At 74.9% G+C, this 12789-nt stretch carries 8 protein-coding genes; 5 read left to right on the plus strand and 3 right to left on the minus strand.

Going from position 1 to position 12789, the window contains the following annotated elements; translation table 11 throughout:
- Nucleotides 1-290 precede the first annotated feature (290 nt).
- The 5 genes from ACZ7DL_RS09680 (at nucleotide 291) to ACZ7DL_RS09700 (ending at nucleotide 5452) form a co-directional block, all read left to right on the plus strand.
- Nucleotides 291-767 carry a single-stranded DNA-binding protein gene (locus tag ACZ7DL_RS09680; RefSeq protein WP_470772882.1) on the plus strand — a complete coding sequence of 159 codons (477 nt, stop codon included), beginning with the start codon at nucleotides 291-293 and terminating at the stop codon, nucleotides 765-767.
- Nucleotides 768-1095: 328 nt separating this feature from the next.
- Complete coding sequence (locus ACZ7DL_RS09685; RefSeq protein ID WP_470773565.1) at nucleotides 1096-2454, plus strand: Cys-Gln thioester bond-forming surface protein; 1359 nt, start codon at nucleotides 1096-1098, stop codon at nucleotides 2452-2454.
- Between the two features lie 238 nt (nucleotides 2455-2692).
- Nucleotides 2693-4357 (plus strand): energy-dependent translational throttle protein EttA, encoded by a 1665-nt coding sequence (gene ettA, locus ACZ7DL_RS09690; RefSeq protein WP_470772884.1) that lies wholly within the window; start codon nucleotides 2693-2695, stop codon nucleotides 4355-4357.
- A 7-nt stretch (nucleotides 4358-4364) separates the two neighbouring features.
- Nucleotides 4365-4778, plus strand: coding sequence for an acyl-CoA thioesterase (locus tag ACZ7DL_RS09695; protein ID WP_470772886.1), 414 nt, complete (start codon nucleotides 4365-4367; stop codon nucleotides 4776-4778).
- Complete coding sequence (locus ACZ7DL_RS09700) at nucleotides 4775-5452, plus strand: DUF8185 domain-containing protein (protein WP_470772888.1); 678 nt, start codon at nucleotides 4775-4777, stop codon at nucleotides 5450-5452. Before ACZ7DL_RS09695 ends, ACZ7DL_RS09700 begins: the two co-directional genes overlap by 4 nt.
- Nucleotides 5453-5480: 28 nt before the next feature.
- Here the strand turns inward: ACZ7DL_RS09700 and ACZ7DL_RS09705 are convergent, their stop codons facing one another.
- The 3 genes from ACZ7DL_RS09705 to ACZ7DL_RS09715 form a co-directional block, all read right to left on the minus strand.
- On the minus strand, nucleotides 5481-6428 hold the full coding sequence (locus tag ACZ7DL_RS09705; RefSeq protein ID WP_470772890.1) for an ABC transporter ATP-binding protein: 948 nt from the start codon (nucleotides 6426-6428) through the stop codon (nucleotides 5481-5483).
- Between the two features lie 181 nt (nucleotides 6429-6609).
- Nucleotides 6610-9339 (minus strand): ABC transporter permease, encoded by a 2730-nt coding sequence (locus ACZ7DL_RS09710; protein ID WP_470772892.1) that lies wholly within the window; start codon nucleotides 9337-9339, stop codon nucleotides 6610-6612.
- 1 nt (nucleotide 9340) lies between these two features.
- A complete protein-coding gene (locus ACZ7DL_RS09715; RefSeq protein WP_470772893.1) occupies nucleotides 9341-12691 on the minus strand; it encodes an FtsX-like permease family protein in 3351 nt (1116 codons plus the stop codon).
- Nucleotides 12692-12789 lie beyond the last annotated feature (98 nt).

Raw genomic sequence — 12789 nt, forward strand, 5'->3', positions numbered from 1 at the left:
TGAGGCGCGCCGGGGCGCGGTGTCACTCGCGCGGGTGGCGGAGTTGTCCACAGGCGGTTGGCCGTCCACAGCACTCGGCGGGCCCGGCCCGGCGGAGGCAGTCTGAGGTCACGGCGATCGCCCGGCGGGTCCGGCCGGAGACACGGCGGGTGGTGCGGGCGGTCGGCGTGAGGTGCGGGCGGTTACGGCAGGCGTGCGTGCCCCCGCACGGCAGACGCAGCCGTACGGGACGGGCCCGTACGCGTGTCCGCCCGGCCGGAGGAGGCCGGGCGGGGGAGGGGAGCGAGACCGTGAACGAGACCATCGTGTGCGTGGTGGGGAACGTGGCGACCCAGCCGGTGTACCGCGAGTCGGCGGCGGGGCCGTCGGCCCGGTTCCGGGTGGCGGTGACCGCGCGTTACTGGGACCGGGAGAAGAGCGCTTGGACGGACGGGCACACCAACTTCTTCACGGTGTGGGCCAACCGCCAGCTGGCGGTCAACGTGGCGGCCAGCGTGGAGGTGGGCCAGCCGGTCGTCGTCCAGGGCCGGCTGAAGGTGCGCACGGAAGTGCGGGACGGACAGCAGCAGTGGGCTTCCGCCGACATCGACGCCGTGACGATCGGTCACGACCTGTCGCGTGGTACGGCGGTCTTCCACCGCGCGGCCAAACCGGAGGCGCCACCGACGGCGGCCCGGCCGGAGCCTAGCTGGGAGACGCCGAGGCCGCCGGACGGGCGGGACGCCGATGCGGCCCAACAGTCCCGTGAGGCCGTCGCGGTGACATGACGTCAGCCGCGCGCCGCACCGCGGCCCGCGGGTGATCCGCCCCGGTCGAGCTGTCCGTACCGTCCGAACACCCTGTGCAAAACGGTGGATTTGTCGATACGGCCAGCTCACGGACGGTCCCGGCGATAACGATTGCGGATCGGATCGGCCATCGGATGATCCGACCGGCGGGTGAGGCTCCGACTGATCCATAGGATGCCGGGCGTGCCCCTAGGGGCTGCCGATTCTGCTGGTGGGACCGTCCCCCACGTCCAACGGGTCCTGCTCGAAGGGGAATTCTGTGCTTGCTGCGCTCTCTGGGTTCTGCCGGTCCAACGGAACGGCCCGCCTGGCCGCCGCCACCACGGTGTCCGGCCTCGTGACAGCCGGCGTGCTGTCCGGCGCCGGTACGGCCGTGGCCGAGGAGACCCCGCAGACGCAGGGCGGCGCCACGGCGACGATCAACGGCCTGAAGACCTACGGCGAGGCAGTGATCCACGAGGACGGCGGCGACCAGCGGGTGGCCGCGGGCCTGTTCGAGATGTCCGTGGACGGCGGCGGCACCCTCCAGACGTACTGCGTCGACCTCCACAACCCGACCCAGCGGGACGCCAGATACCAGGAGACGCCCTGGAGCGGCACCTCGCTGGGCACCAACAAGGACGCGGGCCGGATCCGCTGGATCCTCCAGAACTCCTACCCCCAGGTCAACGACCTCGCCGCGCTCGCACGGCAGGCGGGCACGAGCGGGCTGACCGAGCAGGACGCGGCGGCCGGCACCCAGGTGGCCATCTGGCGCTACTCCGACGGCGCGAAGGTCGACGCCGTCGACCCGCAGGCCGAGAAGCTCGCCGACTATCTGGAGAAGAGCGCCCGGAGCGTCGCCGAACCACAGGCCTCGCTCACCCTGGACCCGCCCGCGGTCTCCGGCCGGCCGGGCGACCTGCTCGGACCGGTGACCGTGCACACGAACGCGGGCGCGGTCACGGTGAGCCCGCCGGCGGGCGTGGCGGCCGGCGGGGTGCGGATCATCGACAAGACCGGCAAGGTGATCACCTCGGCGAAGGACGGCACCCGGCTGTTCCTCGACATCCCCGAGGACGCGGCGGACGGGGCTGCACAGCTGGCCGTGCAGGCGTCGACGACCGTGCCGGTGGGCCGGGCCTTCGCCTCCGAGAGCCGCAGCCAGACCCAGATCCTGGCCGGCTCCAGCGAGTCCACGGTCTCCGCGACGGCGACGGCCGGCTGGGCGGCCGAAGGGGCCATACCGGCGGTGTCGGCCCGCAAGAACTGCGCCAAGGGCGGCCTGGACATCACCGCGGCCAACAAGGGCGACAAGCCGTTCACCTTCCGGCTGCTGGGCGCCGAGCACACCATCCCCGCGGGTGCCTCCCGTACGGTGACCGTCCCGCTCCAGGAGGACCAGGCCTACGACGTCACGATCACCGGCCCGCACGGCTTCAGCCACCGCTTCACCGGCGTCCTGGACTGCAAGACACAGGGGGCGATCACGACGGAGACGGCTCAGCTCCGCACCGAGCCCAGCCCCGCCACGGTGGGCGGCAGCACGGCCCCCGACACCAACCTGGCCGCGACCGGCGGCTCCGCCATCACCCCCATGATCGCGGGCGTGGCCATCGGCCTGGTGGTGATCGGCGGCGCGGTCCTGATCGTGCTGCGCCGCAAGGAGACGCCTCCCGGCGCGTAGGCCGGCGGCCACTCCCCGACGGGCTCGGTCACCGTTCCCTTCGTGAGGGTGGTCACCGCCCGGCCCGCCGGGGGAGCGACCGGTCAGCAGGCCGGGCCACCGTCGCCGCCCGAGAAGCCCCAGGTTGAAGCCCAGGTCAGAGCCGCCCGGTCAGACGGGTTACCACCCAAGCCTGGCAGTCAGGCAAGATGGGGTGTATCTGCCCACTGCCAGATTTCAAGTTGCCGGACGGTTTCTCTTGGCTGAGTACATCTACACCATGCGCAAGGCGCGCAAAGCGCACGGCGACAAGGTGATCCTCGACGACGTCACCCTGAGCTTCCTGCCGGGCGCGAAGATCGGCGTCGTCGGGCCGAACGGTGCCGGTAAGTCGACCGTCCTGCAGATCATGGCCGGACTGCAGCAGCCGTCGAACGGTGACGCCTTCCTGTCGCCGGGCTACAGCGTGGGCATCCTGCTCCAGGAGCCGCCGCTGAACGAGGAGAAGACCGTCCTGGAGAACGTCCAGGAGGGTGTCGCCGAGATCAAGGGCAAGCTCGACCGGTTCAACGAGATCGCCGAGCTCATGGCCACCGACTACTCGGACGCGCTGCTCGACGAGATGGGCAAGCTCCAGGAGGAGCTGGACCACGCCAACGCCTGGGACCTCGACGCCCAGCTGGAGCAGGCCATGGACGCCCTCGGCTGCCCGCCCGGCGACTGGCCCGTCACCAACCTCTCCGGTGGTGAGAAGCGCCGCGTCGCGCTCTGCAAGCTGCTGCTGGAGCAGCCCGACCTGCTGCTCCTCGACGAGCCCACCAACCACCTCGACGCCGAGTCGGTGAACTGGCTGGAGCAGCACCTGGCCAAGTACCCGGGCACCGTCGTGGCCATCACCCACGACCGGTACTTCCTGGACAACGTCGCCCAGTGGATCCTCGAACTGGACCGCGGGCGCGCCTACCCGTACGAGGGCAACTACTCCACGTACCTGGAGACCAAGGCCACGCGTCTCAAGGTCGAGGGCCAGAAGGACGCCAAGCGGCAGAAGCGCCTCAAGGAAGAGCTGGAGTGGGTCCGCTCCAACGCCAAGGGGCGGCAGGCCAAGTCCAAGGCCCGTCTCGCGCGGTACGAGGAGATGGCCGCCGAGGCCGAGAAGATGCGGAAGCTGGACTTCGAGGAGATCCAGATCCCGCCGGGGCCGCGGCTCGGCAGCGTCGTCGTCGAGGTCGACAAGCTCAACAAGGCCTTCGGGGACAAGGTCCTGGTCGACGGGCTCAGCTTCACGCTGCCGCGCAACGGCATCGTCGGCGTCATCGGCCCGAACGGCGCCGGCAAGACCACGCTGTTCAAGATGATCCAGGGCCTGGAGACCCCGGACTCCGGCGACATCAAGGTCGGCGAGACCGTCAAGATCTCCTACGTCGACCAGAGCCGCGAGAACATCGACCCGAAGAAGACGCTGTGGGAGGTCGTGTCCGACGGGCTCGACTACATCAACGTCGGCCAGGTCGAGATGCCGTCGCGCGCGTACGTCTCCGCCTTCGGCTTCAAGGGGCCGGACCAGCAGAAGCCGGCCGGCGTGCTCTCCGGTGGTGAGCGCAACCGGCTCAACCTGGCGCTGACCCTGAAGCAGGGCGGCAACCTGCTGCTCCTCGACGAGCCCACCAACGACCTCGACGTCGAGACGCTCTCCAGCCTGGAGAACGCCCTGCTGGACTTCCCCGGCTGCGCCGTCGTCGTCTCCCACGACCGGTGGTTCCTCGACCGTGTCGCCACGCACATCCTCGCCTACGAGGGTGAGTCGAAGTGGTTCTGGTTCGAGGGCAACTTCGAGTCGTACGAGAAGAACAAGATCGAGCGGCTCGGCCCGGACGCCGCGCGTCCGCACCGCGCCACCTACAAGAAGCTGACCCGGGGCTGATCGAACCTTGCGGCACATCTACCGCTGCCCGCTGCGCTGGGCGGACATGGACGCGTACGGCCACGTCAACAACGTGGTCTTCCTCCGGTACCTGGAGGAAGCCCGTATCGACTTCCTGTTCCGCCCGGACAAGGAGTTCAAGCAGGGGTCCGTGGTGGCGCGTCATGAGATCGACTACAAGCGGCAGCTCGTCCACCGGCACCACCCCGTGGACATCGAGCTGTGGATCACCGAGATCCGGGCCGCGTCCTTCACCATCGCCTACGAGGTGAAGGACGACGACCTGGTCTACGTACGGGCCTCGACGGTGATCGTGCCGTTCGACTTCGAAACCCAGCGGCCACGCCGGATCACCGAGGAGGAGCGGGAGTTCCTCCAGGAGTACCGGGACGATGCCGAACAGGAGGCCGTCGCCGCATGACGGTGCTCCACCTGGCCGACGAGACGGAGGCGGCGGACCTCGCCGCCTTCCTCTCCCGGCTGCTCCACTACGACCGTGGAGCCGCGGTGCGGTTGCAGGCGGCCCGCACCGCCCTCGCCGTCTTCGGGCGGCCGCCGTCCTTCGAGGTGCTGGCGGTCCGCGCGGTGCGGCTGGCCAAGCCGTACGAGGACGGCCTCGACGTCACCCTCGATGTGACCGTCTCCGCCGGCGAGCTCCTGGAGTCCGTGGACGAGCGGGCGGCCACCGCGGCCGTCCCCGCACCGGTCACCGGACCGCCGTGGGCCGGTGTGCTGCCGCCGCGCGCCGGCTGGCAGTCCGAGCCCGGGCTGCCCGCCCCGGACGTGCTGCGCGCCACGGTCGCCGCCGCGGTGGCCGAGTTCCGCTCGCGTACCGAGGAGCTGGGGCCCGAGGGGCGTACCCGCGCGGAGCTGGACCGGATCGGGCGGGACATCTGGTCCCGGCAGATCAAGGGGACCCGGCTGCCGGTGCGGGCCGTGCATGCGGCCCAGTCGCTGGGCTTCCTGCGGCCGGGGACCGAGCCCGGCGACACCGGGCTGTACTCCTCGGGGACCTGGCTGCGGCTGCGGACGCCGTACGGGTCGGTCGCCGTACGGCAGGCCGGGCTCGGGTCCTTCGGGCTCAGCGTGCGCTGAGCCGCGCACCTCTCCGGCCCGGCACGGCTCACCGCGTGTCGTCCGGCCACACCCCGATGTGGTCCGTCTCCAGTTCCAGGGCCACACGGTCGCGCATGTCCAGGGCGCGGAGGTAGTCGGCGGGCAGCTGGAGGCGGCCCGCGCGGTCGAGCATGGCGTACTCGCGGGCGACGACCGTCTCATGGCCGGTCGCCGCGTCGATCTCGCTGCGGCGCAACACCTCGGTGGAGGTACGGCCGTCACGGATCGCCACGGTACGGCGGACCTCGCCCGCCACCGCCTGGTCGTGGGTGACGATGACGATCGTCGTGCCGAGGGTCTCGTTGGCCGTGCGGAACGCGTCGAAGATCTGCGCGGCCGTATGGGAGTCGAGTTCGCCGGTGGGTTCGTCGGCGAGCAGCACCGCCGGGCCGTTCGCCAGGGCCACGGCGATCGCGACGCGCTGCTGCTGGCCGCCGGACATCTGGTGCGGACGGCGGTCCCGGCAGTCGGCCACCTGAAGCAACTCCATCAGTTCCAGGGCGCGTTCGGTGCGGGCACGGCGGCCCTTGCGGGTGCCGGAGAGCTGGAGGGGGAGGGCGACGTTCTGGGCCGCGGTGAGGTAGGGGAGAAGGTTGCGGGCGGTCTGCTGCCAGACGAAGCCGACGACCTCGCGGCGGTAGGCGAGGCGGTCGGCGGCCGTCATGGTGAGCAGGTCGCGGCCGGCGACGCGGGCCGCGCCGGCGGTGGGGGTGTCCAGGCCGGCGAGGATGTTCATGAGGGTGGACTTGCCGCTGCCGGATGCGCCCACCAGGGCCATGAGCTCGCCCTCGCGGACGAGGAGGTCCAGGCCCTGGAGAGCTTGGACCTCTACGCCGTCCGTGGTGAAGATGCGGACCAGGCGGTCGCAGGTGATGAGGGCGTCGTGGCCGTAGGCCGGGGCGTCCTTGGCCCGGGTGACGCGGTTGGCCAGGTCGGTCAGGCTCGGCTCCGTCATGGGGTCTCCTGCGGGGTTGCCCGGTGTGGGGGCTGGGTGGGGTGGGTTCCGCTTGCCCGGGCCGGCGGGGTGCCTCCCCCGAGCTCTTCGGGCAGGGGGTACCCCCAGCGCCCACCCGTGCCGCCCCGAGCGGCACGACTGCCCGCAGCCGAGCGGGTACGGCCGGCCGCAGCTGGTGGGTTCATCGGCCGTCCCCCGCCCGGAGTTCCCTCACCGACCCCCGTCTCCCCGTCCACCACGCCTGAAGAGCCGCGACGGTCAGGGAGACCAGGAGGACCACGAGTGCCGGGACCGTCAATGACCAGGCGTCCGGGTGCAAGCGGGCCTCGGTCAGAGGAGTCTGCGCCGACGGCAGTGCGATCGTCGTCAGGTCGATGCCGGGGGCCAGGAGGTGGATCGCGGACCAGCCGGTCAGGGTGGAGCCGGCGGCGGCGAGGACGGACTGGGGGAGGGACTCGAGGATCAGCAGGCGGCGGCCCTCCGCACGGGGGAGGCCCATCGTGCGGAGGCGGGCCAGGAGCGCGGCCCGCTCGGGCGCCGCTCGCAGCAGGGACAGCAGCAGGGCGAGGACGGCGAAGCCGGCGCCCGCGGCGACCGCCGCCGTGTACACGTGCTCGGCACCGGACTGGAGGGGCGAGCCGGCGTACCGGGCGCGTTCCTCGGCCCGGATCCGGACGCCGGCCGCGCCGCCGACGGCGTGGCGCAGCGCGCCCGCGTCGAGGTGCCGGCCGGTCACCAGAAGGGCCGTGGGACGGCCGGCCGGGTCGGCGAGGCCCGCCCGGTTCACCACGAGGAAGTCGGCGGCGGAGACGGCCGGGGTGTGGTCGCGGACCAGGACGATGCGGACGGTGACCGCGCTGCCGTCCTCCAGCCGGACCAGGAAGGGCCGCCGGGTGCCGTACGCGGAGGCCACCGAGGGGGAGGCGACGGCGGGGAGGGGGCCGGCCCGGTCTCCGGGCGCCAGGCGGCCGGCCGGGAAGGTGCCCAGGGCGGTGCGGGCCGTCAGCTCGGCGTAGCCGCGCGGGTCCACGCCCACCAGCGGTACCGAGTCCTGGCCGTCCTCCGGTCTGGCCTGGTAGGTGACGCTGACGGGAGTCACCGCGCGCACCCCGGGAACCGCCCGGACCCGGCCGGGGACGTCCGCCGGCAGCGGGGTGCTCGCGTCCGCGCGGGCGTCGGCGCCGACGGTGAGCAGGGCCGCCCGGTCCCGGGCCTCGGCCACGCCCGCCAGCACGGAGCCGCCGAACGCCGCGGTGGTCAGCGCGGTCAGCAGGGCGAGCAGCGGGAGCACCGCGGCGCCCTGGGTGCGGCCCGCGCGGGCCAGGGAGAGGTGTCCCACCGCGCCGCGCAGGCGCCCGGCGGGGCCGGAGAGCCGGCGCAGCAGCAGCGGATGGAGGCGGAGCAGCAGCAGCGCGGCGATGACGCCGATCAGCACCGGGGCCACCGCCACCAGCTGGTCGCCGGTCGTGCCGCGTCGGCGCAGCGTGACCACCGCACCGGCGGCCAGCACCAGCAGCGTCAGCTCGGCGACCGTACGGCGCCGGGAGGGGCGTACGAAGGTGACGTCCTCGCGCGGGGCCGTCAGCCGTACCGTGCGGTGGGCGAGCGCGGCGCGCAGCGGGAGGGCGGCGCACGCGGTGAGGGTGGTGGCCAGGGCCGCGGCGACGGCGGGGGCGGGCCGGCCCGCGGGGACCGCGAGCAGGGCCCCGGCGAGGCCGAGCGCGCCCGCCGGCACGGCGATCACGGCCGTCTCGGCCAGGAGCCGCCCGGCGAGTCCGGCCAGGGAGGCGCCGCGGGCGCGCAGCAGGGCGAGTTCGGCCCGGCGCCGGTCGGCGGCCAGGCCGCCGGCCATGAGCAGGACGACGGCGACGACCGTGGCGGTGCCCGCGGCGGCGACGGCGACCAGCGGGGAGACGCCGGAGCGCAGCCGGGAGAAGGCGGTGAGGGCGTCGTCCAGGTCGGTGTCGATGTCGGCGCCCTCGTCGGTGAGGGCGCGGACGCGCTGCAGCGCCGGCCCGGCCTCCAGGGCGGCGACGGCCGGCTTCAGCCGGCCCAGGTCGTGGGCGTGCAGGCCGCGCAGGTCGGGCGGGAGGTGCCAGTAGCGGGCCGGGTTGGTGCTGGTGCCCAGCAGGGCGGGGGCCGCCTCCGGGGCGAGCAGCAGCGCGCCGAGCCAGTACCTGTCCGGGTCCGGGCCGGGGGTTGGCAGGGTCACCAGCTCCGGGGTGCGCAGCAGCGGGACGGTGGACCAGTAGGCGCCGTCGGGATCGCGCGGGGTGAGGATGCCGGTGATCCGGACGGCGAGCGGCGGCCGGCCGGGCGCCGGTACGTGGATGACCGAACCGACCCTGATGCGCAGGCTCTCGGCGGTGGCGGCGGACACGGCGGCCTCCACCTCGCGGGTCGTCTCGTCCACCGGGTGCGCGGCCCGCGGCAGCCGCCCGGCGCGCACGCGCGCGTGGTCGGCGAGACCGCTCTGTGCGGTCGGCCGGACATGGGCGGGCAGCCCGCTCGGCCGGGGCAGCCACGGGTCGGGCACCGCCGGGCTGACGGTGCCGGCGACACCGTACGCGGACTGGGTACGGTCCACGGTCAGCGGGCTGCCGACCGCGCCGAGCACCTTCTCGTACTGCCGTTTCAGCGCGGCGGGGCGCAGCGCCTCGGCGCGCCGCCCGGGGGACAGGCCGAGGTCGGGCTGGGGCGCCGACACCCGGACGGTGGTGTGGTCCGGGCGGGTCTGCCTGAGCGCCCGCTGCAGGCCCGCGTCCTCGTACCGGTCGACCGTGCGCGGGAAGGCGCCCGCCAGGCACGCGGTCAGCGCGACCAGCAACGCCAGCGCGGCTGCGGCACCCGGCGCGGCCCGCAGCCGGGTCCGCACCCAGGGCGCGACCGTGTGCGGCGCCGGACGGCCCATCTCACTCACCTCCCGGTGCGCGCAGCGCCCGCGCCGGATCCGCCCGGCGCACGGCCGGCACCGCCGCGACCGCCAGCGGCACCGCGGCGACGGCGGCGAGCAGCAACGCCACCCGGCCCGGCGGCAGGTGGACCAGCAGGCCGGGCACCGGCCGTGTCGCCTCGCCGGTCAGGACGATCAACGGCAGGACGGCACGGGCCAGTACGGTGCCGAGGCCCAGGCCGACCGCGAGTGCCAGGCCCACGAGGACGGCCTGTTCGGCGGCGACCGTCCGGGCCAGCCGGCGGCGGGGCACACCGAGGGCGCGCAGCACGGCGAACTCGGCGCCGCGGGCCCGCTGCGCGCCGGCCGCGCCGACGGCGAAGCCGACCGCGGCGAGCGCGGCCGCCACCACGGCCGCCGCCGTGAACGCGGCCTCGGGACCGGCGCCGAAGGGGTCGTCGCGCAGCTCGGCGGCGATCTCGTCGCGCACCACCACCTGCCCGGGGCCGACGTCCGGCAACGCCCGCAGGGCGGCGGCCACCTGGGCGGCGTCGCCGGGTGCGGTGGCGAGCCACCACTCGGTGGGGGTGGCGCTCTCGCCGTACCGGCTCTGGAGCACCTGGTTCACGGCGCGCAGGTCGAGCAGGACGGCTCCGCCGTCACGGGCACCGGAGTTCGCCGGATCGGTGGTGGCGGGCAGGGCCCGTACCGCCCGGGCGATCCGTACCGGCACGGTCCGGTCGCCGAAAGTGAGGTCGACCCGCTGCCCGGTGCGGGCACCGGCCGCGGCCAGGTAGCGGTCGGTCACGACGGCCGGCACCTCGGCGGGCGCGGCCTGGGTCACCTGGAGCCGGAGCGTGACGGAGGCGACGGTCCAGATGCCGGCGTCCGGGAGATAGCCGGTGCTGTACGCGAAGGTCAGCGGACGGGTGCCGGTGACCTCGGGGCGGGTGGGGCTGGTGGCGGCGCTCGGCACGGCGGCCCCGCCGGCCTCCGCGGTGGTGGTCCACCGGGCGGGCGGCTCCAGCGGGTGTTCCGCGCCGTCACTGCCGTGGGCGGTCAGCTTCTCCACCGTGAGCCGGTGCCGCTCGGCGCGCTCGCCGGGCTGGGCGAGGTCGAGGCGGAGACCGGTGAGGGTCGCCGGCCCGGAGCCGGCCCCGAGGCCGAGGGTCAGGGTGTGCGGGCGCCCGTCGGCGGGGAGCTGCCCGAACGGCAGCTGGTACGGCACCCCGTACCGGTCCGCGAGGGTCACCGTCACCGAGGTCGTGGTGCCCGGCCCGGTGGAGCTGTGCAGGCGTGCCGTCAGCCGCAGCCGGGCGGTGCCCGCGGGCACCCGGGTCCCGGCCGGGGCGCTCTTCGGGGCGAGCCGGGCCAGCAGCGGCCGTACCGGTTCGTCCGCGAGGTCGGGGCGCATCAGCACCGCGTCCGCCGCGTGCGCGGTGTCCAGGGCCAGCACGGTCGCCGTACGGTCGCCGGACAGCGGCTGGGCACCGCGCACGGCCGGGGCTGCCGCGCGCACGTGCGGCAGCTCCGCGTACACGTCCGTACGGCCGAGCCCGTCCTCCCCGGCGGCCAGCACCCGCACCGGCACCCCGGCCCGGAAGTCGGCCTGGTCGTCCTGCGAGCGGTCCCAGGAGGCGGCCTGCCCGATGGCGAGCATGCCGAGCGCGACGGCGAGGACGAGCAGCAGCACCGGGCCCGCGTCGCGCGCGGTGCGCCGGCTGAACTGCCAGCCGGCCAGCGCCACCGGCAGCCCCCGACCGCGGGCCGCCCACCGCTCGGCGAACCGTGCCACCGGCGGCAGCAGCCGCAGTGTGAGCACGGTCCCGGCGAGCAGGGCCAGCGCGGGCGCGGCCACCAGCAGCGGATCGATGCCGAGAGTGCCCGTGGGGGTTCCCCCTGCTCGGGCGGAGCCGGGAGCTTGGGGGAGGTCGGTGGTCACACCGCCGGATCCCTGCCGGCCCAGCTGCCAGTAGGCCACCGCGGCGATCGCGAGCAGGCCGAGGTCGGCGCCGGTCCGCAGCGGGGCCGGCACGGCGGTGCGGGCCGGCTTCCGGCGGAGCTTCAAGGGCAGCGACCAGCCGCGGCGGGGGCCGGGCGTGCGCACCCGCTCCCGCACCTCGGTGCCGGTCATCGCCGGTACGGTCACCGCGAGCGCGCACCCGAGGGCCACCGCGGCCGCCACCAGCCAGACCACGGGCCGGCCGGCGGGCGGGAGGTCCAGGCGCAGGCCGAGCCGGGCCAGCGGGCCGTGGCCGGCCAGCAGGGCGGTGAGCGGGCCCGCGAGCAGGGGCGCGCAGCCGGCCGCGGGCAGCGCGAGCAGCAGGGCCTCGGCGGCGGCGAGGCCGGCGATCCGGGCGCGGGAGGCGCCGCGGGCGCGCAGCAGCCGGGTCTCGTCCGCGCGTTCGGTGCTGAGCAGCCGGGCCACCAGGAGCAGCGCGTAGCCGGCGAGCAGCACGAGCTGGAGCGCGACGATCAGCAGGGTGGAGCGGGCCACGAGCAGCGAACGGTCCACCCGGTCCAGCACGTCCGGCAGCGCGGTCTGGGACACCGTCGTACCGCTCAGCGCGCTGGGCTTGCGCAGGGCCGTGCTGCCCTCCCGGGCCGCCTGGCGCAGCTCCCCGATCCGTGCCGTCGACATCGAGCCGAAGTCCGCCGAGGCCAGCCAGGCCGTCGGCCCGGCGCTGACCCGGCCGCCGGTGAGGACGGCGGGGTCGGCGAGCAGCGGGCCGTACGTCGTGAAGCCGGACGTCTTCACTCCGCGGCCGAGCAGGTCGTCCAGCCGCCAGTACGGCTCCGTCACCGAGGCGGGGCGGTACACGCCGACGACGCGGACCCGGACCGCGGGGCCCTTCAGCCGGTTCGCGAGGGTGAGCCGGGCGCCCGGCTTCAGCCGCAGCGTTCGGGCGGCGGCCTGCGGGAGCGCCACCTCGACCGGGCCCGCGGCGGGGCGCGGCAGGCGCCCGGCGGCCAGCCGCAGCCGGCTGCGGTCCAGTGCCGCGAGGTAGGTGAGGTCCGGGTCGCCCGACCTGCTCGCGGGGGACTGGAGCGAGCGGGGCAGCGCGTACGGGCCCGAGCGGCGCAGGGTCCGCACGGTCACCGGTAAGCCCGCGAAGGTCCGCCGGGCGCCGGCGCGTACGGCGGTGTCGGCGGCGGCCCGCCCGGCCTGCGGTACGTCCGCCTTGACGATCAGCGCGGTGTCGGTCGCGGTGCGCGGATCGGCGAGCACGTGGCGCAGCGCCGCGTCACCGATGGCACCCGCGTACGCGGTGAGCGTCGCGAGGACGGCGGTGGTCAGCACCACCGTCAGCAACGCGGCGCCCAGCAGCAGGCGGTGCGCACGCGCGCGTGAGAAGACGAACCCCGTCACCCGGCCCCCGTGTGTCCGGACTTCCTGGTCTTCGGGCGATGCTCGCAGAGGGTCCGGGTACGGGGTAAGCGGTTGTCGGCCGGTCTATACCGGATTGT

The organism is Streptomyces sp. NPDC036984, assembly GCF_055607665.1.

What these genes read in the sequence shown, in the direction of transcription:
- ACZ7DL_RS09700 (WP_470772888.1), top strand. Translation starts at nt 4,775, where the DNA reads ATGACGGTGCTCCACCTGGCCGACGAGACGGAGGCGGCGGACCTCGCC.
- ACZ7DL_RS09705 (WP_470772890.1), bottom strand. Translation starts at nt 6,428, where the DNA reads ATGACGGAGCCGAGCCTGACCGACCTGGCCAACCGCGTCACCCGGGCC.
- ACZ7DL_RS09710 (WP_470772892.1), bottom strand. Translation starts at nt 9,339, where the DNA reads ATGGGCCGTCCGGCGCCGCACACGGTCGCGCCCTGGGTGCGGACCCGG.